Source organism: Kitasatospora sp. NPDC056184 (assembly GCF_042268405.1).
Lineage (GTDB): Bacteria > Actinomycetota > Actinomycetes > Streptomycetales > Streptomycetaceae > Kitasatospora.
Genome location: NZ_JBHJUI010000008.1, coordinates 15,584 through 37,337 on the forward strand (window position 1 = coordinate 15,584; position 21,754 = coordinate 37,337).

20 protein-coding genes and 2 pseudogenes are annotated in these 21,754 nt (G+C 74.0%); 17 read left to right on the forward strand and 5 right to left on the reverse strand.

The features are described 5' to 3' along the window. Positions 1-39 precede the first annotated feature (39 nt). Positions 40-1,578 (forward strand): glycosyltransferase family 87 protein, encoded by a 1,539-nt coding sequence (locus tag ACFC0B_RS17570; protein ID WP_376086711.1) that lies wholly within the window; start codon positions 40-42, stop codon positions 1,576-1,578. A 10-nt stretch (positions 1,579-1,588) separates the two neighbouring features. Here the strand turns inward: ACFC0B_RS17570 and ACFC0B_RS17575 are convergent, their stop codons facing one another. The 3 genes from ACFC0B_RS17575 to ACFC0B_RS17585 all read right to left on the reverse strand — a co-directional run bounded on the left by ACFC0B_RS17575 (position 1,589) and on the right by ACFC0B_RS17585 (position 4,266). Next, positions 1,589-2,623, reverse strand: a complete 1,035-nt coding sequence (locus ACFC0B_RS17575; protein ID WP_376086712.1) for an alanine racemase — start codon at positions 2,621-2,623, stop codon at positions 1,589-1,591. A gap of 57 nt (positions 2,624-2,680) precedes the next feature. Further along, positions 2,681-3,799 (reverse strand): lipid II:glycine glycyltransferase FemX, encoded by a 1,119-nt coding sequence (locus ACFC0B_RS17580; protein ID WP_376086713.1) that lies wholly within the window; start codon positions 3,797-3,799, stop codon positions 2,681-2,683. Positions 3,800-3,966: 167 nt separating this feature from the next. Beyond that, positions 3,967-4,266, reverse strand: a complete 300-nt coding sequence (locus tag ACFC0B_RS17585) for a hypothetical protein (RefSeq protein WP_376086714.1) — start codon at positions 4,264-4,266, stop codon at positions 3,967-3,969. Positions 4,267-4,565: 299 nt separating this feature from the next. On the opposite strand from ACFC0B_RS17585, the gene rpsF reads away from it, so the two are divergent. The 4 genes from rpsF to rplI all read left to right on the forward strand — a co-directional run bounded on the left by rpsF (position 4,566) and on the right by rplI (position 6,340). Further along, positions 4,566-4,856 carry a 30S ribosomal protein S6 gene (gene rpsF / locus ACFC0B_RS17590; RefSeq protein ID WP_350570360.1) on the forward strand — a complete coding sequence of 97 codons (291 nt, stop codon included), beginning with the start codon at positions 4,566-4,568 and terminating at the stop codon, positions 4,854-4,856. Between the two features lie 96 nt (positions 4,857-4,952). Further along, the gene (locus tag ACFC0B_RS17595; protein ID WP_376086715.1) at positions 4,953-5,561 is read left to right on the forward strand and encodes a single-stranded DNA-binding protein; all 609 of its coding nucleotides are present in this window, start codon (positions 4,953-4,955) and stop codon (positions 5,559-5,561) included. A gap of 78 nt (positions 5,562-5,639) precedes the next feature. Further along, the gene (rpsR, locus tag ACFC0B_RS17600) at positions 5,640-5,876 is read left to right on the forward strand and encodes a 30S ribosomal protein S18 (RefSeq protein ID WP_030304537.1); all 237 of its coding nucleotides are present in this window, start codon (positions 5,640-5,642) and stop codon (positions 5,874-5,876) included. A 17-nt stretch (positions 5,877-5,893) separates the two neighbouring features. Further along, on the forward strand, positions 5,894-6,340 hold the full coding sequence (gene rplI, locus ACFC0B_RS17605) for a 50S ribosomal protein L9 (protein WP_355362547.1): 447 nt from the start codon (positions 5,894-5,896) through the stop codon (positions 6,338-6,340). A 102-nt stretch (positions 6,341-6,442) separates the two neighbouring features. On the opposite strand, the gene ACFC0B_RS17610 is transcribed toward rplI, so the two are convergent. Beyond that, positions 6,443-7,768, reverse strand: coding sequence for an MATE family efflux transporter (locus tag ACFC0B_RS17610; RefSeq protein ID WP_376086716.1), 1,326 nt, complete (start codon positions 7,766-7,768; stop codon positions 6,443-6,445). 591 nt (positions 7,769-8,359) lie between these two features. Between ACFC0B_RS17610 and dnaB the strand changes: the two genes are divergently transcribed. Continuing rightward, the gene (dnaB, locus tag ACFC0B_RS17615) at positions 8,360-9,859 is read left to right on the forward strand and encodes a replicative DNA helicase (protein WP_376086963.1); all 1,500 of its coding nucleotides are present in this window, start codon (positions 8,360-8,362) and stop codon (positions 9,857-9,859) included. A gap of 43 nt (positions 9,860-9,902) precedes the next feature. On the opposite strand, the gene manA is transcribed toward dnaB, so the two are convergent. Continuing rightward, a complete protein-coding gene (manA, locus tag ACFC0B_RS17620; protein WP_376086717.1) occupies positions 9,903-11,102 on the reverse strand; it encodes a mannose-6-phosphate isomerase, class I in 1,200 nt (399 codons plus the stop codon). Positions 11,103-11,425: 323 nt separating this feature from the next. Here manA and ACFC0B_RS17625 point away from each other — a divergent pair, with 323 nt between their 5' ends. The 11 genes and pseudogenes from ACFC0B_RS17625 (at position 11,426) to ACFC0B_RS17675 (ending at position 21,682) form a co-directional block, all read left to right on the forward strand. Beyond that, positions 11,426-12,187, forward strand: coding sequence for a polyprenol monophosphomannose synthase (locus ACFC0B_RS17625; protein WP_376086718.1), 762 nt, complete (start codon positions 11,426-11,428; stop codon positions 12,185-12,187). Positions 12,188-12,386: 199 nt separating this feature from the next. Beyond that, positions 12,387-13,391, forward strand: coding sequence for an MBL fold metallo-hydrolase (locus tag ACFC0B_RS17630; RefSeq protein WP_376086719.1), 1,005 nt, complete (start codon positions 12,387-12,389; stop codon positions 13,389-13,391). 22 nt (positions 13,392-13,413) lie between these two features. Further along, positions 13,414-13,983: pseudogene (locus tag ACFC0B_RS17635) on the forward strand (molybdenum cofactor guanylyltransferase); the annotation flags it as partial. Between the two features lie 144 nt (positions 13,984-14,127). Then, positions 14,128-14,385: pseudogene (locus tag ACFC0B_RS17640) on the forward strand (DUF6457 domain-containing protein); the annotation flags it as partial. Then, positions 14,382-15,581 (forward strand): molybdopterin molybdotransferase MoeA, encoded by a 1,200-nt coding sequence (locus ACFC0B_RS17645; protein WP_376086720.1) that lies wholly within the window; start codon positions 14,382-14,384, stop codon positions 15,579-15,581. The pseudogene ACFC0B_RS17640 and the gene ACFC0B_RS17645, both read left to right, overlap by 4 nt. A gap of 23 nt (positions 15,582-15,604) precedes the next feature. Further along, positions 15,605-16,648, forward strand: coding sequence for a potassium channel family protein (locus ACFC0B_RS17650; protein WP_376086964.1), 1,044 nt, complete (start codon positions 15,605-15,607; stop codon positions 16,646-16,648). A 10-nt stretch (positions 16,649-16,658) separates the two neighbouring features. Further along, a complete protein-coding gene (locus tag ACFC0B_RS17655; protein WP_376086721.1) occupies positions 16,659-17,222 on the forward strand; it encodes a YbaK/EbsC family protein in 564 nt (187 codons plus the stop codon). Positions 17,223-17,293: 71 nt separating this feature from the next. Then, the gene (locus ACFC0B_RS17660; protein ID WP_376086722.1) at positions 17,294-18,271 is read left to right on the forward strand and encodes an NAD(P)H-quinone oxidoreductase; all 978 of its coding nucleotides are present in this window, start codon (positions 17,294-17,296) and stop codon (positions 18,269-18,271) included. A gap of 161 nt (positions 18,272-18,432) precedes the next feature. Beyond that, complete coding sequence (locus ACFC0B_RS17665; protein WP_376086723.1) at positions 18,433-19,233, forward strand: hypothetical protein; 801 nt, start codon at positions 18,433-18,435, stop codon at positions 19,231-19,233. Positions 19,234-19,381: 148 nt separating this feature from the next. Beyond that, a complete protein-coding gene (locus ACFC0B_RS17670; protein WP_376086724.1) occupies positions 19,382-19,990 on the forward strand; it encodes a bacterial proteasome activator family protein in 609 nt (202 codons plus the stop codon). A gap of 288 nt (positions 19,991-20,278) precedes the next feature. Next, positions 20,279-21,682, forward strand: coding sequence for a protein kinase (locus ACFC0B_RS17675; protein ID WP_376086725.1), 1,404 nt, complete (start codon positions 20,279-20,281; stop codon positions 21,680-21,682). Positions 21,683-21,754: the final 72 nt, after the last annotated feature.

Below are 21,754 nucleotides of genomic sequence, written 5' to 3' on the forward strand. Positions count from 1 at the left end.
TCCTCGTACGGGCGGCCGGGGTGCGGCAGGATGTCCGCCATGACGTCCAGCGTTCGTGACGAAGAGGCCTCTCCCGCACCGCCGGCCGGTCCGCAGGCCAACACCGTGGTGGTGCCCGCGGACGAGGATCCGGTCGCGGCGGCCGGCAGCGAGGTGATCGGCGGCCCGCCCGGACGGCGCGCGCTGCTCGGCGTCTCCTGGTGGATCCCGGCGCGCTTCCTGGCGCTGGTGGTGATCGTGGTCTCGGTGCTGGGCATGGCGCAGAAGCTGCCCTGCTACGACGCCGCCTGGTTCCAGCCCGGCTCGCCGCAGTACGTGCACGCCTGCTACAGCGACATCCCGCACCTGTTCTCCGGACGCGGCTTCGCGGCCGGCCTGCACCCGTACGTGGACCGGATCCCGGGCACCACCGGTGACCTCCAGTTCCTCGAGTACCCGGTGCTGACCGGTCTGTTCATGCAGATCGCGGCCTGGCTGACGCCCGGCGGCGGCGCCCTGCAGGACCAGGAGCGGTGGTTCTGGACGATCAACGCCGGCCTGCTGATGGCCTGCGCGGTGGTCGCCGTGGTCGCGCTCTCCCGCACCCACCGGCGCCGCCCCTGGGACGCGCTGATGTTCGCCCTGGCGCCGGTCCTGCTGCTCAACGCCACCGTCAACTGGGACCTGCTGGCCGTCGCGCTGGCCGCCGTCGCGCTGGCCTGGTGGTCCGGCTCGCGGCCGGTCTGGGCCGGCGTGTTCATCGGCCTGGCCACCGCGGCCAAGCTCTACCCGGTGCTGCTGCTCGGCCCGCTGGTGGTGCTCTGCTGGCGGGCCGGCCGCACCCGCGACCTGCGGGCCCTGCTCGGCGGCGCCGTCGGGACCTGGCTGCTGGTCAACCTGCCGATCATGATGGCCAACTGGCAGGGCTGGTCGACCTTCTACGTCTTCAGCAAGCACCGCACCGAGGACTACGGCTCGCTGTGGCTGGTCCTCATGCAGAACCGGGGCGTCGGGCTGGCCAACCTCGACACCTTCATCGCCATCCTGATGGTGCTGAGCTGTGCGGGGATAGCGTGGCTCGGCCTCGCGGCGCCGCGCCGGCCGCGGGTGGTCCAGCTGGCCTTCCTGGTGGTGGCCGCGTTCGTGGTGTTCAACAAGGTGTACTCGCCGCAGTACGTGCTCTGGCTGCTGCCGCTCGCGGTGCTGGCCCGGCCGCGCTGGCGGGACTTCCTGATCTGGCAGGCCTGCGAGGTGCTCTACACCCTGGGCATCTGGTCCCACCTGGGCTTCGTCACCGGGGCCAAGCAGCACGGCATCGGCGAGTCCTGGTACCACTTCGCGATCGTGCTGCACCTGCTCGGCACGCTGTACCTGGTCGGCATGGTGATCCGGGACATCCTGCTGCCGGACCGCGACCCGGTGCGCTGGGACGGCAGTGACGACCCGTCCGGCGGGGTGCTCGACGGCGCCCCGGACGTCTTCGTGCTCGGCACCGCCCGCCGGCTGCGCGAGGAGGAGAGCTACGCCGGGTACGCGCCGGCCGGCCCCGAGGGGTGGCTCGATGAGCCGCCCGCCGCGGAACCGGCCGCCAAGGACTGACCGGCGGGGGTCAGCGGTCCACCACGCGGTCGAAGTGCGTGGTGGTGTGCCGCACCTGCAGGCCGAGCTCGTCGCCGACCGCCGGCGGCTTGGCCTCCCCGTCCAGGAAGAGCAGCGAGACCTGCATGTGCGGCGGCTCGGCGAACCAGAGCTGCTTGCCGGCCCAGTGGTACGGCGACTTCGTCTTGTTGACCGTCGCCAGACCGGCCCGGGCGATGCCCTTGGCACGCGAGGACATGCCCTGCACGTACTTGGGCGCCTCCAGGCCGATGCCGTGCGCGGTGCCGCCGGCCACCACCACCAGGTGGCCGTCGGACGGCGCCGGGTGCTGGCGGTAGCCGTAGCGGTCGCCCTTCTGCACCGGGGTGACGTCCAGCACCGTCGCCCGGACCTCCAGCGCACCGTGGTCGCCCAGCCAGAGCCGGGTGCCGATCCGGGCCCGGAAGACGGTGTCCGGGAAGCGCTCGGCCAGCTGCTCCATGCCCGCCGCGCCGAGGTGGCTGACGAACACGGTGTGCACCGGGATGCCGGCCGCCCGGGCGGTCTCCACCCAGTACGCGACCTCCTCGACCGGGCTGGAGCCGTCCGGCCGGTCCATCGGCAGGTGCAGCGCGAGGCCCTCGAAGTGGACGCCGTCCAGCTCGGCGGCGACCGTGGTGAGGTCGGCCGCCGAGACGCCGTGCCGGCGCATGGTGGTCATGCACTCCACCACCACCCGGGCGCCGTGCAGCGCCCGCAGGCCGTCCACGCTCGCCACGGTCCGGATCACCCGGGCGTGCGGCAGCGGCAGCGCCTCCTCGCCCACCCGGTAGGGGGTGAGCACCAGCAGCTCGCCGCCGTACCAGTCGGCTGCGTCGGCCGCCTCGTACGCGGTGCCGACCGCCAGCACGCCGGTGCCGAGGAGGGTCGCCTCCTCGGCCAGGCGGTGGTTGCCCAATCCGTAGCCGTTGCCCTTCGCCACCGGCACCAGGCCGGGGAACTCGGCCAGCACGGAGCGCTGGTGGGTGCGCCAGCGTTCGGTGTCGAGATAGAGCGACAGCGTCATCGGGTCATCTCCCAGAGGGTGTTGGGCACGGCTGCTCGGTGGCTCGGCGAGGGCTGCTCAGCGGCGCGACATGTAGAGGTCGAGGGCCTTGTGCAGCAGCTTGTTGAGCGGGAAGTCCCACTCGCCGAGGTACTCGGCGGCCTGGCCGCCGGTGCCGACCTTGAACTGGATCAGGCCGAACAGGTGGTCGTTCTCGTCCAGGGTGTCGGAGATGCCGCGCAGGTCGTACACCCCGCCGCCCAGGGCGTAGGAGTCGCGCATCATCCGCCACTGGATCGCGTTCGACGGCTTGACCTCGCGCTTGTGGTTGGCCGAGGCGCCGTAGGAGTACCAGACGTGCTCGCCGACGACCAGCATCGTGGTCGCGGCCAGCGGCTCGCCCTCGTGGTAGGCGATGTACAGCCGCATGCGGTTCGGGTCCTCGGCGGTGAGGGCCTTCCACATGCGCTGGAAGTAGGCCAGCGGGCGCGGGGTGAACTTGTCGCGCTCGGCGGTCACCAGGTAGAGCTGGTGGAAGACCGGCAGCTCGTCGTAGCCGCCCTGGACCACCTCGACGCCGCTCTTCTCGGCCTTCTTGATGTTGCGGCGCCAGAGCTGGTTGAAGCCCTTCTGGATGTCGTCCAGCGAGCGGTTGGCCAGCGGCACCTGGAAGACGTAGCGCGGCTGGACGTCGCCGAAGCCGGCGCCGCCGTCCTCGCCCTGCAGCCAGCCGGCCTTGCGCAGCCGGTCGGCGACCTCGAAGGCGCGCGGCTCGTACCAGTCGGCCTCGATGTCGCGCAGGCGCTTGGCCTGCTTGGCGGCGATGGCCTCCTTGATGGTCGGGGCGTTCCAGCGGCGGATGACCACCGGCGGGCCCATCTTCACCGAGAAGGCGCCCTGGGACTTCAGGTGCGCCAGCATCGGCTGCAGCCAGCGGTCGAGGTCGCGGTCGAACCAGTCGATCACCGGGCCCTCGGGCAGGTAGGCCAGGTAGCGCTTGAGCTTGGGCAGCTGCCGGTAGAGCACCAGGCCGGCGCCGACGAGCTGGTTGGCCTCGTCGAACCAGCCGATGGACTCGGAGCGCCACTCGGCCTTCACGTCGCCCCAGGACGGCACCTGCATGTGGCTCGCCGAGGCGCGGCTCCTGATGAAGGCGAGGTGCTCCTCGCGGGTGATCGTCCTCAGGCGCAGGCTCATGCTCGGTGCTCCTCGTCGGTCGGGCTGCGGTGGGCCCCGTCTTCTCGGGGTGACCCTATCGTCCGGGGTCCCGTCGACCGCGGGCACGGCGGCGCCCCCGCCGCGTACCCGTCCGTCTGAAGACAAGTACGCCACGGGGGCGCCGGGGGTTCCTCGGGGTGGTGGGGCTAACCCCACAGACCGCCGCGTGCGATGCCGAGGTAGAAGCCGATCGCCGAGGCGCCGAGCGTGATCATCAGGACGAAGCGCTCGGCCGTGGTGACGGAGATGTACATCCCCAGCAGGCCGGTGACGATCCCGAACAGGCCGGTCCACGAGGTCAGCAGATGCAGGTTGTGGAAGAACGACGTGATGAAGGAGATCGCGCCCAGCACGGCGGTGACGCCGACCAGGGTGTTCTCCCGCGGGTGCGGGTGTCCGTCGGTGTTCAGGGTGAGGGCGGGCATGCGGTGGACGGTCTGGGCCATGAGTCCCACCTCCTGGCGTGGAGACGAACGGGCGGGGAACCCGTTCCGTCCAGATTGCGGCGGTTGGGCGGGTCTCACAACCCCTATGCGTTTTGTTCGTCCGTCCGGGTGCGGGTAGGGTGTGTCGTCTGCACTGGTGTAGTTGTGCCCTCCTCTGCCCTCTTCCGGGTGAACGGGGACGGGCTGTCCGACCCGGCCGCTACGGTGGCCGGTGTCGTCACTGCTCCGGTGCCGACGCTGCACAACCCTCCTGCCACGGAGAGACCGTGGCCGCTGAGTCCAAAGGAGGTGGGTTACTCATGCGTCACTACGAGGTGATGGTGATCCTCGACCCCTCGGTCGAGGAGCGCGCCGTTTCCCCCCTGATCGAGAGCTTCATGGCTGTCGTCCGCAACGCGGGTGGCAAGGTCGAGAAGATCGACACCTGGGGTCGCCGCCGTCTGGCCTACGAGATCAACAAGCAGTCCGAGGGCATCTACTCGGTCATCGACCTGCAGGCCACGCCTGAGGTCGTCAAGGAGCTCGACCGCCAGCTCGGCCTGAGCGAGTCGGTTCTGCGGACCAAGGTCCTGCGCCCGGACACCCACTGAGCCACCTCTGAGGCCTTCGGGTCTCGGGTAGCTCGCGACCGCTGTTTCACGTGAAACAGCGGTGAACGGACATCTTCCCGAGAGGTCATCACCACCATGGCAGGCGAGACCGTCATCACCCTCGTCGGCAATCTCGTCGACGACCCCGAGCTGCGCTTCACCCCGTCGGGTGCGGCGGTCGCGAAGTTCCGCATCGCGTCCACTCCCCGCACCTTCGACCGTCAGACGAACGAGTGGAAGGACGGCGAGAGCCTCTTCCTCACGTGCAACGTCTGGCGGCAGCCGGCGGAGAACGTGGCCGAGTCGCTCCAGCGCGGCATGCGCGTCATCGTGCAGGGCCGGCTGCGCCAGCGGTCTTACGAGACCAAGGAAGGCGAGAAGCGGACGGTCTTCGAGGTCGAGGTCGACGAGGTCGGCCCGAGCCTGCGTTCGGCGACCGCGAAGGTCACCCGGGCCAACCGGTCCGGCGGCCCCCAGGGCGGCGGCTTCGGCGGCGGCCCGCAGGGCGGCGGCCAGGGCGGTGGCTGGGGCGGCGGCGGCGGTGGCGGCCAGCAGGGCGGCAGCTGGGGTGGCAACTCCGGCGGCGGCCAGTCCGGCCCCTCCGACGACCCGTGGGCGTCCAGCGCTCCCTCTGGTGGCAACCAGGGTGGCGGCGGCTGGGGTGCCCCGTCCGGTGGCGGCTTCTCGGAAGAGCCCCCGTTCTAAGAGCTGACAGATTTCGTGCGGCCCGGTCGCGGGTGTCGCGAGACACCCGCCCGGCCGTGAACCCCAATGGAGCACACAATGGCGAAGCCGCCTGCTCGCAAGCCGAAGAAGAAGGTTTGCGTCTTCTGCAAGGACAAGGTCAACTACGTTGACTACAAGGACACGAACCTGCTGCGGAAGTTCATCTCCGACCGCGGCAAGATCCGTGCCCGCCGGGTCACCGGCAACTGCACCCAGCACCAGCGCGACGTCGCCACGGCCGTGAAGAACAGCCGTGAGATGGCGCTGCTGCCCTACACCAGCACCGCGCGCTAAGAGAGGGTGACCGAACAATGAAGATCATCCTCACCCACGAGGTGCCGGGCCTGGGCTCGGCCGGCGAGGTCGTCGAGGTCAAGGACGGCTACGCCCGCAACTACCTGGTTCCGCGTGGCTACGCCATCCGCTGGACCAAGGGCGGCCAGAAGGACGTCGACGCCATCCGTCGCGCCCGCAAGATCCACGAGATCCAGACCCTCGAGGCCGCGAACGAGGTCAAGGGCAAGCTGGAGGGCGTCCAGGTCAAGCTGGCCGTCCGCTCGGGCGAGGCCGGCCGTCTGTTCGGCTCGGTGACCCAGGCCGACGTCGTCGAGGCCATCAAGGCCGCCGGCGGCCCGTCGGTCGACAAGCGCGCCGTCGCGATCGCCTCGCCGATCAAGACCGTGGGCACCCACAAGGTCTCGGTCAAGCTGCACTCGGACGTCCAGGCCAACCTGGACATCGCCGTCGTCGCCGCCTGAGCCACGACCACGCACCGGTAGCGTCAGCTCCGTAGCAGTGGCCCGAGGGCCGGTCCCCCTTCCCGGGAGGCCGGCCCTCGGTCGTCCGCCGGGCGGCGCCGGTCAGCTCCGCACGGCGCCGGTGACCAGCCACCGGCCGCCGCGGGCCCGCCAGGCCAGGAAGCCGCCGCGGACCAGCATGAAGAGGTTCATCGCCCACCAGAGCCCGGCGAGCCCGGTGCCGCTGGACGGAACGGCGAGCGCGGCGGGCGCGAAGACCGCCAGCGTGCCGAGCATCGCCCAGGCCAGGAACGGGCCGTCCCCGGCGCCCATCAGCACGCCGTCCAGCACGTAGACCAGGCCGGAGACCGGCTGGCAGAGCGCGAGCAGCAGCAGGACGGTGTTCAGCTGGTGCTGCACCGCCGGGTCAGGGGTGAACAGCGGGACGTACAGCGGCCGGGCGACCACCACCAGCAGGCCCAGCAGCACGCCGGAGCCGATGCCCCACTCGATCATCCGCCGGGTGGCGGCCCGGGTGCCCGGCACGTCCCCGGCGCCCAGGTAGCGGCCGATGATGGCCTGGCCGGCGATCGCGATGGCGTCCAGCGCGAAGGCGATGAACAGGAAGACCGTCATGGCGATCTGGTGCGCGGCGATCTCGTCGTCGCCGAGCCCGGCGGCCACCGCGGTGGCGATCATCAGGACGGCACGCAGGCTCAGGGTGCGGACCACCAGCGGCCCGCCGGCCCTGGCGCTCGCCCGTATCCCGGCCGCGTCCGGCCGCAGCGAGGCCTGCTCCCGGCGGGCGCCGCGGACCACCACGAACACGTAGACGGCGGCCATGCCGGTCTGGGCGATCACCGTGCCCCAGGCCGAACCGGCCACCCCGAGCCCGGCGCCGTACACCAGTCCGGCGTTCAGCCCGAGGTTGGCGGCGAACCCGGCGACGGCCACGTAGAGCGGCGTCCGGGTGTCCTGGAGGCCGCGCAGCACCCCGGTGGCGGCCATCACCATGAGGATCGCCGGGATGCCGAGCGCGCTGATCCGCAGGTACGTCACGGCGTACGGGGCGGCCGTCGGGGAGGCACCGAGCACGTCGGCGACCTGGGGGGCGAGCAGCAGGGTCAGCGCGACGACTCCGGCGGAGAGCGCCAGGGCCAGCCAGATGCCGTCGATGCCCTGCTGGATCGCGGCCCGGCGGTCCCCGGCGCCGATCCGGCGGGCGACCGCGGCGGTGGTGGCGTAGGCGAGGAAGACGAAGACCCCGGTGGCGGTGGTGAGGGCGGCCGAGGCCACGCCGACGCCGGCCAGCTGGGCGGTGCCGAGGTGGCCCACGATCGCCGAGTCGGCCATCAGGAAGAGCGGCTCGGCGACCAGGGCGCCGAAGGCGGGGACGGCGAGGGCGAGGATCTCGCGGTCGTGCCGACGGCGGTCGGTGGTGAGGGTCATGGGCTCCAGGCTACTCATCCACAGGTAAGTGACGCCAGGGCCAGGTGCCGCTTACTCGTACGAGCGAGCGACTGCGCCGTCCGGGTGTGTGTCCACCGCCACCCGGCTCCGTGTGAAGAATTTCTCATGCACAGGCCCGGGACGGGGGAAGCGCAGGTCAGCGGGTTGACGGTGGATCGATGGTCTGGTTATCCACAGGGCTTTCCACAGGGGCGTCCACAGGTTTGCGGCACTTCTCCACAGTCGTGGGCCACTCGTCCACACCCCCTGTGGATAACCGCCTTGGCTGAAGGCCGTCCGGCGCCTTAGCGTGGGCCCTCCGGCCGACACTCCCATCCGCCTCGGCGTCCGATTTGTCGGTGCGGTGGCGTAGAAAATGCGGTGGCGCGGAGTCGGGTTCCGCACCATCCCGGCCACCGGCAAGGCCCGCTCCAACTCGCACCACTCGCTGATCGGGGAACACGCGTGACCGGCCCCCAGTACGACGACCACGACGCTCCGCCGCCGGAGGACGACTGGCAGGGCGCCGACGACCCCTTCCCGGTCGGCTCCTTCGCCGACGCGCCGTTCCCGGACGGCCCGGGCGACCGGCTGCCGGTCTCCCGCGGCCGCGGCGGCCAGGGCCAGGGCCAGGGCCAGGGCCAAGGCCAGGGCCAGGGCGGCGGCTTCCAGAAGGGCGGCAAGGGCGGCTCCGGCGGCTTCCAGCGGGACGGCGGCAAGCGCCGCCAGGGCGGCGAGGAGGAGCGCGGCGAGGGCGGCCTGGACGGCTTCGAGCGCGTCCCCCCGCAGGACCTCGCGGCCGAGCAGTCCGTCCTCGGCGGCATGCTGCTCTCCAAGGACGCCATCGCCGACGTGGTCGAGGTGCTCAAGCCGGCCGACTACTACCGGCCCGCGCACGAGCTGATCCACGGCGCGATCCTCGACCTGTACGCGCGCGGCGAGCCGGCCGACCCGATCACCGTGGCCGGCGAGCTGACCAAGCGCGGCGAGCTCCAGCGGGTCGGCGGCCCCGGCTACCTGCACACCCTGGTCAACTCCGTCCCGACCGCCGCCAACGCCGAGTACTACGCGCAGATCGTGCACGAGCGCGCGGTGCTGCGCCGGCTGGTCGAGGCCGGCACCCGGATCGCCGGCATGGGCTACGCCGCCGAGGGCGACGTCGACGAGATCGTCAACGCGGCCCAGGCCGAGATCTACGCCGTCACCGAGCAGCGCACCAACGAGGACTACGCGCCGCTCGCCGACATCATGGAGGGCGCCCTCGACGAGATCGAGTCGATCGGCTCCCGCAACGGCCAGATGTCCGGCGTGCCGACCGGCTTCGCCGACTTCGACGCGCTCACCAACGGGCTCCACCCCGGCCAGATGATCGTCATCGCGGCCCGTCCCGCGATGGGCAAGTCGACCCTGGCGCTGGACTTCGCCCGGGCCTGCTCGATCCAGAACAAGCTGCCGAGCGTGATCTTCTCGCTCGAAATGGGCCGCAACGAGATCGCCATGCGCCTGCTCTCCGCCGAGGCCCGGGTGGCGCTGCACCACATGCGCTCCGGCTCCATGACGGACGACGACTGGACCCGGGTCGCCCGCCGGATGCCGGACGTCAGCGAGGCCCCGCTGTTCATCGACGACTCGCCGAACCTGTCGATGATGGAGATCCGGGCCAAGTGCCGCCGGCTCAAGCAGCGCAACGACATCAAGCTCGTCGTCATCGACTACCTCCAGCTGATGCAGTCCGGCGGCTCCCGCCGGGCCGAGAACCGCCAGCAGGAGGTCTCCGACATGTCGCGAAACCTGAAGCTGCTGGCCAAGGAGCTGGAGGTGCCGGTGATCGCGCTCTCCCAGCTGAACCGTGGTCCCGAACAGCGCACCGACAAGCGGCCGATGGTCTCCGACCTGCGCGAGTCCGGCTCGATCGAGCAGGACGCCGACATGGTCATCCTGCTGCACCGCGAGGACGCCTACGAGAAGGAGTCCCCGCGCGCGGGCGAGGCCGACCTCATCGTCGCCAAGCACCGTAACGGCCCCACGGCCACCATCACCGTGGCCTTCCAGGGCCACTACTCCCGCTTCGTCGACATGACCCGCGACTAAGGCGCCCCAGGACCCGCCCGGGGCTGGCCCGGCGCCGCGGCCGTCAGAGCGTGACGGTCGCGCGGAAGACGGTGGCGCAGGAGGCGTCCAGGCGGGTCGCGGTCCCGGTGGCGGGCAGGAAGGCGGACTCGCCGCGGGCCAGCTCCAGCACGGCGCCGTCGGCGGCGGTCAGCCGGACGGCGCCGGCGGTGCAGAGCAGGATCTGCGGGGCGTCGCCGTCCACCGTCCGCTCCCGGCCGTCCAGGACGAACCGGGAGAGCCGGAACTCGTCGATCGGCACCGGGTACAACTCCTCGCCGGGCGTCCCGTCGACCGCGACCGGGCGCAGCGGCTCGGGGGAGCAGGAGGCGAACTCGACCACCCGGAGCAGCTCCGGGACGTCGATGTGCTTGGGGGTGAGCCCGGCCCGCAGCACGTTGTCCGAGTTGGCCTGGAGCTCGACGCACACGCCGTGCAGGTACGCGTGCGGGACGCCGGCGCCCAGGTAGAGCGCCTCGCCGTCGCGCAGCCGGACGTGGTTGAGCAGCAGCCCGGCGATCAGGCCGACGTCCCCCGGGAAGTCCCGGGCGATCCGGGTGTAGGGCGCGTACGGGCCGGCCGGGTCCTCGGCGGCGGCCTTGTCGAGCGCCTCGGCGGTGTCCCGGACCGCCTCCGCCGCCTCGGGCCCGGACAGGGTGAGGACGGCGGCCAGCGCGCGGCTGAGCGCCTCGGACTCCTCCCCGGCGCCCAGCAGGGCGATCACCGGCTCCAGCGCGGGCACCCCGAGACCGGCCAGCAGCGCGGCCGCCCCGGCGGGCCGGCGGAAGCCGCAGAGGCCGTCGAAGTCTCCGAGCGCGCAGATCAGTTCGGGCTTGTGGTTGGCGTCCCGGTAGTTCCGGTGCGGGGCGTCCGACGGGATCCCCAGGGCGTTCTCGGCGGCGAACCCGGCGCGGGCCTGGTCGAGCGAGGGGTGGGCCTGGATGGAGATCGGGATGCCCGGGGCGAGCACCTTGAGCAGGAACGGCAGGGCGGGGCCGAACCGGGCCACCGAGGCGGCGCCCAGCTCGCCCTCCGGGTCGGCGGCGATCAACTCGTCCAGCCGGCGCTGCCCGTCGCCCCGGTCCGCCCGGGACGGGTCCCCGGGGTGGGCCCCCATCCACAGCTCGGCCTGCGGTTCGCCGGTCGGCTCCTGCCCGAGCAACTCGGGGAGCGCGGTGACCGAACCCCAGGCGTACGGGCGGACGGTGTTGACGAGCTTGTCCATGGGCGCGGTCCTGCTCCTTGCTGCAGTGGCTGGCGGGCCTCGCCGCCGTCGGGCGGCTGCGGGCGGGGGCGGACGGGTCGGGCATCCGGGCAAAGGCCGGGCATCGACCCTAGCCGACCTGCACCCCCGCCGGGGAAACGGCGGGCACCGGTCGGGAGTGCCCCGGGCGGAGAGTCGGCCCCAGGACGCGGTAGTAGGATGCCAGGACCCAGTGTTTTCCACGGTGTCGTCCGGGTCGGCGGGGTGCCGGCCGGGACTGTGTCTTCCGATGAGTGCGGGCAATGGTGACCGGCACGTCCCGCCACCGGCCGAGAGGTTAGTACGTGACCGTCAACCAGCAGGGTTTTGCCGATCTGGGCCGGGTGCTGGTGATCATCCCCACCTACAACGAGGCGGAGAACGTCGAGCTCATCGTCGGCCGGGTGCGCGCCGCGGTGCCCGAGGTGCACGTGCTCGTCGCCGACGACAACAGCCCGGACGGCACCGGCGAGCTGGCCGACAAGCTGGCCGCCGAGGACCCCCAGGTGCACGTCATGCACCGCCGGGGCAAGGAGGGACTGGGCGCCGCCTACCTGGCGGGCTTCCGCTGGGGCATCGACGAGGGCTACGACGTGCTCGTCGAGATGGACGCCGACGGCTCCCACCGCCCCGAGGAGCTGGGCCGGCTGCTGACCGCGCTGCGCGGTGCCGACCTGGTGCTGGGCTCGCGCTGGGTCCCCGGCGGCCGGGTGGTGAACTGGCCGAAGTCCCGGCTGCTGCTCTCGCGCGGCGGCTCGACCTACTCCCGGCTGATGCTGGGCGTGCCGATCCGCGACGTCACCGGCGGCTACCGGGCGTTCCGCAAGGAGACCCTGCTCGGCCTCGGCATGGACCAGGTCGCCTCGGCCGGCTACTGCTTCCAGGTCGACCTGGCCTGGCGGACGGTGAAGGCCGGCTTCAAGGTCGCCGAGGTGCCGATCACCTTCGTCGAGCGGGAGCTGGGCGCCTCCAAGATGAGCCGGAGCATCGTCGTCGAGGCGCTCTGGAGGGTCACCTCCTGGGGCGTCGCCGACCGCGTCGCCAAGCTGCGCGGCCGCAAGGGCTGACCCCCGCGGCGGGGAGTCACCGCCCGGACACGTGAGCGGGAAGGCGCGCCCCACCGGGCGCGCCTTCCGCGTTTTCCGCGCGCCGTGCTCCCATGCTGTAGGGCGCGGGGTACGGCCCCGGCCGCGCGGCTACCACCGCGCCGTACCCACCACCGACGCCGGACCGGGACCGGGACCGCCGAACCAGAGGGAGCAGCCAGTGACGTCGTCCCCGTCCGAGGAGAACGCCGGCGCGGACCCGGTCGACGCGGCGCCCGCCGCCGGGGCGCCGGTCCGGCCGCTGGAGGTCGACGTCTTCACCGGCCCCGAGTCGGCCTTCTTCGCCACCTCCACGCTGATCCTCGGCGAGCACACGGCGATCCTGGTCGACGCCCAGCTCACCCGCAGCGCCGGGCGCCAGCTGGCCGAGTGGGTGGCGGGCAAGGGCCGCCGGCTGCTCGCCATCGTGATCACCCATCAGCACCCCGACCACTACTTCGGCGCCGAGGAGGTGCTGCGGCTGTTCCCGGAGGCGCAGCTGCTGGCCGCGCCGACGGTCGTCGACGGCATCCTGCGCACCGCCGCCGCGAAGGTCGCCCAGTGGAAGCCGGTGTACGGCGACGACATCCCGGACCACCCGCTGGTCCCGGCCCCGCTGCTCCCCCAGCCGCTGATGATCGACCGGCAGGTGATCCCGGTCCTGCTGCTCGGGCAGGGCGACTGCGGCGGCTCCACGGTGGTGCACGTGCCGAGCATCCGCACCGTGGTGGCCGGCGACTTCGTGTACAACGGCACCCACGTCTGGACCGCCGACACCACGCCGGAGCAGCGCACCGCGTGGGTCCGCAACCTGGGACGGATCGCCGAGCTCGGCGCGGAGCGGGTGATCGCCGGGCACCGGGCGCCCGACCAGGGCGACGACGCGGGCCGGGTGCTGGCGTTCACCGGGGAGTACCTGCAGGACTTCGACCGGCTGCTGGGCGAGCACCCGGACGACCCGGAGGCGCTGGCCGCGGCGGTGAACGAGCGCTACGGGGAGCTCACACTGCCGGCCGTGCTGGAGCTGAGCGCCGCCGCCAACACCGCCGCCGACACCGCCGCCGCGACGGACGGGGCCGCCGCCGGGCCGGACGACACCGTCGAGATGGACACCGCCGCGGAGCTGGACGCCGAGCGGGAGTCCGGGGACACCAGGGGCACCGGGAACGCCGGGGACACCGCCTGAGCCCGCGGCGGATACTGGCGGCATGACGCCGTACGACGTGATCGTCCCGGCCGGGGGCGCCGCCCGGCGGCTCGGCGGGGCCGACAAGCCCGGCCTGGCCGTCGGCGGGAGCACCCTGCTGGACCGGGTGCTCGCCGCCTGCGCGGACGCCCGGACCACCGTGGTGGTCGGCCCGGCCCGTCCCACCGCCCGGCCCGGGGTCCGGTGGACCCGCGAGCGCCCGCCCGGCGGCGGGCCGGCGGCCGCCGTCGCCGCCGGTCTCGCCGAGGTGACCGCCGACCTGGTGCTGCTGTTCGCCGCCGACCTGCCGTTCCTCGACCGGCGGACCGTCCACCGGCTGGCCGCCGCCCTCGACGGGGCCGGGCCGGACACCGCGGCGGCCGTGCTGGTCGACGCCGCCGGCCGCGACCAGCCGCTGGCCGCCGCCTACCGCACCGCCGCCCTGCGCGCCGCGCTGGCCGCCGCCGGCGATCCCGCCGGGCTCCCGCTGCGCCGGCTGACCGGCGCCCTGCCCACCCTCCGGCTGGCCGACACCGACGACGTCGCCCACGACTGCGACACCTGGGACGACCTGGAACGGGCCCGCGCGCGCGACGCCGCCCGGGACTGATCGCGGCCCGCACCGGCCCGCCCACCGCGGCGGCGGCCCGGCGTGAGCGAAACGACGCGTGTCGCCCCCCGGGCCGACATCCCGGGGCCACCACTGATCGGGCAGCATGTTCGCATGGAGCGCACGCTGGATGACTGGATCGCCGAGGTCCGTGCCGAGCTGGACATCGACCTGGAGGTCGACGTCCGCGGCCTGCTCGACCTGGCCCGGGTGGTCGCGCACGGGGTGGACCGGCCCGCCGCCCCGCTGACCGCCTTTCTGATCGGCTACGCGGCCGCGCGGCGCGGCGGCGGCCCGGAGGCGGTCGCCGAGGCGTCCCGGCGCACCGCCGCGCTCGCCGAGCGCTGGGCGGCGGCCCGTGCCGCCGACCCGGGGCAGCCGTGAGCGTGGTGGAGGAACGCGCCGCGCCCGCCCCGGCCCGCCCGGCCCGCTGGGCGGCGGCCCGGGAGGCCGCCCGCCGGGCCGGCCGCCCCGCGCTGCCGCCGCTGAGCCTGCCGCTGGACCGCGCGCTCGGCCGCACTCTCGCCGAACCGCTCACCGCGCTCACCGACCTGCCGGCCTTCGACACCTCGGCGATGGACGGCTGGGCGGTCGCCGGCCCCGGCCCCTGGCGGGTGACCGGCCGGCTGCTCGCCGGGCGTCCGGCCGGCGGCCCGCTGGCCGACGGCGCCGCCGTCGAGATCGCCACCGGTGCCCAGCTGCCGCCCGGTGCCACCGCCGTGCTCCGCCGCGAGCACGGCGAGCCGGGCGGGGCGCTGCTGTCCGAGCGCGCCCCCGGTGCGCTGACCACCGGTCAGGACGTCCGGCCGCGCGGCCAGGAGTGCCGGCGCGGCGAGGTGCTGCTGCCGGCCGGCACCGCGGTGGGCCCGGCGGTGCTCGGCCTGGCCGCCGCCTGCGGCCACGACCGGCTGGCCGTCCGCCGCTCCCCGGTGGTGGAGCTGCTGGTGCTCGGTGACGAGCTGCTCGGCTCCGGCCTGCCCCGCCCCGGCCTGGTCCGGGACGCGCTCGGCCCGCTGCTGCCGCCGTGGCTGCGCGCGGCCGGCGCCGAGACCGGCGAACCGCGCTCCGTCCGCGACGACGCCGGCCTGCTCCGGGACGCCCTGCGGCACTCCGCCGCCGATGTGGTGGTCACCACCGGCGGGACGGCGGCCGGCCCGGTGGACTTCCTGCACCGGGCGCTCGCCGAGTCCGGCGCCCGGCTGCTGGTGGACGGGGTCGCCGTCCGCCCGGGCCACCCGATGCTGCTGGCCGAACTCCCCGGCGGGCGGCACCTGGTGGGCCTGCCCGGCAATCCGCTGGCCGCGGTCGCCGGCATGGTGACGCTGGCCCTGCCGCTGCTGCACGCGCTGGCCGGCCGGAGCACCGCCGAGCCGGCCCTGGCCACCGCCGTCGACCCGTTGCCCGGCCACCCGGCGGACACCCGGCTGCTGCCGGTCCGCCGGACCGCCCGCGGGGTGGTCCACCTCCCGTACGACGGCCCGGCGATGCTCCGCGGCCTGGCCCGGGCCGAGGCACTCGCGGTGGTGCCGCCGGGCGGGGCGGCGGCCGGGGACCCGATCGAACTGCTGGAGGCGCCGTGAGTGTCCGACGTGTCCGCGAGCGGCTGTCCGGGCCGTCCGCTCCCGGGACCGAGCCCTGGGCCGACTCCGGGATCGTGCTGCCCGCCCGGCGCACCGCCCCGGCGGTGCGGCAGGTCGGCTCCCGGCTGCTGCTGGCGCTGGGGGTCCTGGTCGCCACCACGGTGATCGTCTGGCTGGACCGCGAGGGCTACAACGACAACGCCGGCGGCGGGCTGAGCTTCCTGGACTCGGCGTACTACGCCACCGTGACGCTCTCCACCACCGGGTACGGCGACATCACCCCGTACAGCGACAGCGCCCGGCTCACCAACATCTTCGTGGTCACTCCGCTGCGGGTTCTCTTCCTGATCATCCTGGTCGGCACCACCCTCGAAGTGCTCACCGAACGCACCCGTCAGCAGTGGCGGTTGAACCGCTGGAGGTCCACCGTGCGCGAGCACACCGTCGTGATCGGCTTCGGCACCAAGGGCCGCAGCGCCATCGACACCCTGCTCGGACAGGGGGCGCGCAAGGAGGAGATCGTGGTGGTCGACCCGCAGCGCAGGGTGGTCGACCAGGCCGCCCAGCAGGGCCTGGTCGGCGTGGTCGGCGACGCCACCCGGACCGACACCCTGCTGCGCGCCGGGCTGCCCACCGCCTCCCGGGTGGTGGTCGCGCCGGAGCGGGACGACACCGCCGCGCTGATCACCCTGACCGCCCGCCAGCTGACCCGCTCGGCGACCATCGTCGCGGCGGTGCGGGAGGACGAGAACGCCCCGCTGCTGCGGCAGAGCGGGGCCGACGTGGTGGTCACCAGCTCCAGCTCGGCGGGCCGGCTGCTCGGCATGTCGATGCTCAGCCCGCACGCCGGCGCGGTGATGGAGGACCTGCTCACCTACGGCAACGGGCTGGACGTGGTCGAGCGCCCGGTCACCCGGGCCGAGGCCGGGCACAGCCCGCGCGACCTCGACGACCTGGTGGTGGCGGTGGTGCGCGGTCGGCGGGTGATCAACTACACCGAGCCGGAGGCGCAGACGCTCCAGCTGACCGACCGGGTGATCGTCATCAAGTCGGCGGAGGGGGCGTAGGGTCGGCCCCATGACCGGTCAACCGCAGCTTCCGTTCGGCACGTTCGACTTCTCCGCCCCCGCGCTGGAGGTGACCGACCGGCTGGTCGCCCCGGTGGCCGACGCGCTGAAGAACTGGGACGACCGGGAGGCCGCCCGGTCCGTGCTGTACGTCGAGACGGACCCGGAGAAGGCCGACACCGCCGTCTTCTGCGAGACCTACGGCGTGCCGCTGGAAGCCTCGGCGAACTGCGTGGTGGTCGCCGCCAAGCGCGGCGGGGAGACCGCCCTGGCCGCCTGCCTCGCGCTGGCGACCACCCGGGTCGACGTCAACCGGACCGTCCGCAAGCACCTGGAGGCCCGCAAGGCCTCGTTCGCGCCGATGGACACCGCGGTCGAGGCGACCGGCATGGAGTACGGCGGCATCACCCCGGTCGGGCTGCCGGCCGACTGGCCGCTGCTGGTCGACGAGGCCGTCGCGCGGGCCCCGTTCGTCCTGGTGGGCAGCGGACGGCGGCGGGGCAAGCTGATCCTGCCGGGCCGGGTGGCGGCCGCGCTGCCCGGCGCCGTCCTGCTCGCCGACCTGGCCGGCTGACGGCGACCCGGCCGGCCGGCGGCGCGGGTCGCCCGCCCGCCGGGCCGCCGCGGCGCAGTAGCGTCGGGCCCATGCATGCGATGACGATTCCTGAACCCGGCGGGCCCGAGGCGCTGGTCTGGGCCGAGGTGCCGGATCCGGTGCCCGGGGAGGGCGAGGTCCTGGTCGAGGTGGCCGCCACCGCCGTCAACCGCGCCGACCTGCTCCAGCGGAAGGGCTTCTACGACCCGCCGCCCGGCAGCCCGCGGTACCCCGGGCTGGAGTGCGCGGGCCGGATCGCCGCGCTGGGCCCCGGGGTGTCCGGCTGGGCGGTCGGCGACGAGGTCTGCGCGCTGCTGGTCGGCGGCGGCTACGCGGAGCGGGTCGCGGTGCCGGTCGGCCAACTGCTGCCGGTCCCGCCGGGGCTGACCCTCGAACAGGCCGCCGCGCTGCCGGAGGTGGTCTGCACGGTGTGGTCCAACGTCTTCCTGACCGCGCACCTGCGGCCGGGCGAGACGCTGCTGGTGCACGGCGGGGCCAGCGGCATCGGGACGATGGCGATCCAGCTGGCCAAGGCGGTCGGTGCCCGGGTGGCGGTGACGGCGGGCGGCCCGGAGAAGCTGGCCCGCTGCGCGGAGCTGGGCGCCGACGTGCTGATCGACTACCGCGCGCAGGACTTCGTCGAGGTGCTCAGGGAGGCCACCGGCGGCGCCGGGGCGGACGTGGTCCTCGACATCATGGGCGCCGCGTACCTGCAGCGGAACGTGGACGCGCTGGCCGTCAACGGGCGGCTGGTGATCATCGGACTGCAGGGCGGGGTGAAGGGCGAGCTGGACCTCAATGCCCTGCTGCGCAAGCGCGGCGCGGTGATCGCGACCAATCTGCGCGGACGGCCGCTGGCCGAGAAGGCGGCGATCGTGGCGGCGGTGCGCGAGCACGTCTGGCCGCTGGTCGCCTCCGGGGTGGTGAGGCCGGTGGTCGACCGGGTGCTGCCGCTGGCGGAGGCCGCCGAGGCGCACCGGGTGCTGGAGGCCGGCGCGCAGGTCGGCAAGGTGGTGCTGCGGGCCTGAGCCCGCGCGCGGACGGCGGGGCGCCGGGTCCGGGAACCCGCCGCTCCGCCGGGCCGGGCCGTCCGACATGCCCGGAATGCCGGTCTGTGTGACGCTGGACGGGAGCTGTCCCGCCGCCGACCCCGCCCCGCGCGGTCGGCCGTCGCGGAAGGACCTCGACCGTGCCCGCACCTTCCTCCGCGTTCCTCGGGCCGCTGCCCGCAGCACCGCCGCCGTCCTCCTCCCGCCGCTTCCCCGGGCGCGCCCGGGTCCGGGCGGGCGGCCATTCCCGGGCCCGGCCCGCCACCCACCGCGCCACCCACCGCGCCGGGCGCCGGGCGCGGCGGCTGCTGGTGCTGGCGGTGCTCGGTCTCGCCGTGCCACTGGCCGTCGGCCCGGTGGCGGTGGCCGTACCGGTCGGCCCGGCGGGCTCCGCCGGGGTCGCCCCGGCGTCGGCGGCGTCCTCCTTCCCGGAGCCATCCCCGTCCGAGGAACCGTCCCCCCCGCTGTCCGAGGAGCCGTCCGAGGACGCCGACGCGTCCGCGGTCGTACCGGCCGGTGCGCCCGGGTGGCAGCGGACCGGCCGGCCGCGCCCCGGCGTCACCCGGGCCGAGTGGGAGCGGCGCCAGGAACGGCACCACCCCGGTTCGGCGCCCGAGCGCACCGGGCAGAGCCCGGAGCAGGCCGTCGAGCAGGCCCCGGAACAGGCTCCCGAGCAGACCCCGGAGCAGCCCCCCGAGCAGCTCGCCGACACCGGGACGGACCCCGCCGAGGACCCCTCGGCCGCGGCCGGGCCCGCCGACGGGTCCGGGAGCGGGACGCTGGCGCTCGGCAGTCCCGGGCCGCAGCACGTCGCGGCCGCCCCGGTCGTGCTGCCCACCCGCTGGGACGACGCCTCCACCCGCCAGTTCCCGCTCGGCGCCGGCCTCGGCCTGATCGGCTGCGGGCTGGGTCTGATCGGCCTGCGGCTGCGCCGCGGCTGACCGCGCGCCCGCCGCGCGAAGCGCCCCGGTACCCGGGCGGACTGAGTATCCGTACGGATACCCGACCGCGGCGTCCGGGGCGTAGCGTCGTGTCCGGGTAGGCCGGGGGCCTCCACCCGGGCAACCCCAGTGAGGGAGAATGTGGTTCATGACGAATCCGATGAACGAGCGCTCGTCGCACGATTTCCACCAGGCCATGGGCGGGCAGTCGCAGGACGGCCAGAAGGTGCTGATCGTCGGACCGGACGGGCTGCCGGTCGGCCAGGGGGCGATCGGCATGGCGGGGGACGACGAGGGGGACGGCCCGCGTGAGCTGCCGGTGACCGAGATGGTCGAGCAGCCCGCCAAGGTCATGCGGATCGGCAGCATGATCAAGCAGCTGCTGGAGGAGGTCCGGGCGGCTCCCCTCGACGAGGCCAGCCGGGCCCGGCTGAAGGACATCCACGCCAGCTCGATCAAGGAGCTGGAGCTCGGTCTGGCCCCCGAGCTGGTCGCCGAGCTGGAGCGGCTGTCGCTGCCGTTCACCGAGGACTCGATCCCGACCGAGGCCGAGCTGCGGATCGCGCAGGCGCAGCTGGTGGGCTGGCTGGAGGGCCTGTTCCACGGCATCCAGACCGCGCTGTTCGCGCAGCAGATGGCGGCGCGGGCGCAGCTGGAGCAGATGCGGCGGGCGCTGCCGCCCGGCCTGCACGGCGGGGAGCCGGAGGGCGACGAGCCGGGCGAGGGCCGCGGCATCCGCTCCGGCCCCTACCTGTAGGCCGTACCCGTACCGCCACGGCCCGCCGGGGCCGCGCGGCCCCGGGCGCGACAGGGCGTCCCGGTGCCGGACGCACCACCGGCCGGCGCCCGGTCGCGACCTGGACACAGTGTCGGCCCTGGGCCGGTCGGCGTCGGCGCGAGCCGATACCCTGGGCCCCTGTCGCAGGCCGGGCGAGCGCCGCGACAGGGGTCGGGCGGGCCAGCGGGCCGGACCCGCACACAGCACGGACGAGACCGAACGTCACGGTCGCGGCGGCAGGGCCGCGCCGAGGGGGAGCAGAGGACCATGAGCGAGCACGGCAACGCGGCGGTCGAGGGCTACTCCCTGGGAAACGGGCGGTACGTGCTGCAGCGGGTGCTGGGCGAGGGCGGCATGGCCTCGGTCCACCTCGCGTACGACAGCGTGCTGGACCGGTCGGTGGCGCTCAAGAGCATGCACGCCGAGCTGGGCCGGGACGACTCGTTCAAGGAGCGGTTCCGGCGTGAGGCGCAGGCGGTGGCCCGCCTGGAGCACCCCAACATCGTCACGGTGTACGACAGCGGCGAGGACATCGCCCCGGACGGCTCCAGCACCCCGTACATCGTCATGCAGCTGATCGACGGCAAGGGCCTGCGGGACGCCATCAACGAGGCGGTCGCCCAGCAGGGCGCGATCGCGCTGGAGGAGGCGCTGCGGGTCACCGTCGGCGTGCTGAACGCGCTGGAGGCCTCGCACGACATGGGCCTGGTGCACCGCGACATCAAGCCCGGCAACGTCATGTTCGACCGCAAGGGCAACGTCAAGGTCATGGACTTCGGCATCGCCCGCGCGCTGGAGAGCGGGGTCACCTCGATGACCCAGACCGGCATGGTGGTCGGCACCCCGCAGTACCTCTCGCCCGAGCAGGCGCTGGGCAAGCCGGTGGACGCCCGCTCCGACCTCTACTCGGTCGGCGTGATGCTCTTCGAGATGCTCACCGGCCAGCTGGTCTTCGACGGCGACTCGGCCTTCTCGATCGCGTACAAGCACGTCCAGGAGGAGCCGCCGGCGCCGTCCACGCTCAACCCGCGGCTCAGCCCGGCGGTCGACGAGTTCGTGGCCAGGGCGCTGCGCAAGGACCCGGCGCACCGCTTCCCGAGCGCGGCGGCGATGCGCGACGAGGCGGAGCGGCTGATCGGCGCGGCCAAGGGCGGCGGCAGCCCGCTGGCGGCCAGCAACCCGCTGGTGATCACCGACGGGCCGCGCTCGGTGCACGCGGCGCCGCAGGCCCCGCAGACGCCGACGCCGTTCCCGCAGCCGCAGCCGTTCCAGACGCCGCCGCCGGCCTTCCAGGTGCCGCAGACCCCGCAGCCGTTCGCCGCGCCGCAGCCGTTCCAGACCCCGCCGCCGGCCTTCCAGGCCCCGCACACGCCGCAGCCGCAGTTCCTCCACCCGCAGGGGGCCCAGCAGGCGCACACCCCGCCGCCGCACCCGATGCCGGCGCCGCCGTTCCAGCCGGCCCCGGCCTCCAACAGCGGCGGCTGCTCGACCGCGCTGGTGATCGTCGGCATCATCGTCGGCGTGATCGTGCTGGCGGTCATCATCATCGCGATCGTGGTCAACCGGGCCGAGCGGGACAGCACGAAGTCCGGCTCCAGCACCCGGGTCTCGGGCCAGATCGCCACGGTGCTGCACCTGGACGGTCCGGCCGACCGTAATGGCCTGCTCTGACGCGTTCCGTCCGGATCGGGCGTGCTACAGGGGGCGCCGGAGGCGGTAGCGTTCGGGGATACGAGCGACAGG

Excerpts from the sequence above, each read along its gene's own strand:
- ACFC0B_RS17570 (WP_376086711.1), top strand. The coding sequence starts at position 40 with ATGACGTCCAGCGTTCGTGACGAAGAGGCCTCTCCCGCACCGCCGGCC.
- ACFC0B_RS17575 (WP_376086712.1), bottom strand. The coding sequence starts at position 2,623 with ATGACGCTGTCGCTCTATCTCGACACCGAACGCTGGCGCACCCACCAG.
- ACFC0B_RS17580 (WP_376086713.1), bottom strand. The coding sequence starts at position 3,799 with ATGAGCCTGCGCCTGAGGACGATCACCCGCGAGGAGCACCTCGCCTTC.
- ACFC0B_RS17585 (WP_376086714.1), bottom strand. The coding sequence starts at position 4,266 with ATGGCCCAGACCGTCCACCGCATGCCCGCCCTCACCCTGAACACCGAC.
- rpsF (WP_350570360.1), top strand. The coding sequence starts at position 4,566 with ATGCGTCACTACGAGGTGATGGTGATCCTCGACCCCTCGGTCGAGGAG.
- ACFC0B_RS17595 (WP_376086715.1), top strand. The coding sequence starts at position 4,953 with ATGGCAGGCGAGACCGTCATCACCCTCGTCGGCAATCTCGTCGACGAC.
- rpsR (WP_030304537.1), top strand. The coding sequence starts at position 5,640 with ATGGCGAAGCCGCCTGCTCGCAAGCCGAAGAAGAAGGTTTGCGTCTTC.
- rplI (WP_355362547.1), top strand. The coding sequence starts at position 5,894 with ATGAAGATCATCCTCACCCACGAGGTGCCGGGCCTGGGCTCGGCCGGC.
- ACFC0B_RS17610 (WP_376086716.1), bottom strand. The coding sequence starts at position 7,768 with ATGACCCTCACCACCGACCGCCGTCGGCACGACCGCGAGATCCTCGCC.
- manA (WP_376086717.1), bottom strand. The coding sequence starts at position 11,102 with ATGGACAAGCTCGTCAACACCGTCCGCCCGTACGCCTGGGGTTCGGTC.
- ACFC0B_RS17655 (WP_376086721.1), top strand. The coding sequence starts at position 16,659 with ATGACCGGTCAACCGCAGCTTCCGTTCGGCACGTTCGACTTCTCCGCC.
- ACFC0B_RS17660 (WP_376086722.1), top strand. The coding sequence starts at position 17,294 with ATGCATGCGATGACGATTCCTGAACCCGGCGGGCCCGAGGCGCTGGTC.
- ACFC0B_RS17670 (WP_376086724.1), top strand. The coding sequence starts at position 19,382 with ATGACGAATCCGATGAACGAGCGCTCGTCGCACGATTTCCACCAGGCC.
- ACFC0B_RS17675 (WP_376086725.1), top strand. The coding sequence starts at position 20,279 with ATGAGCGAGCACGGCAACGCGGCGGTCGAGGGCTACTCCCTGGGAAAC.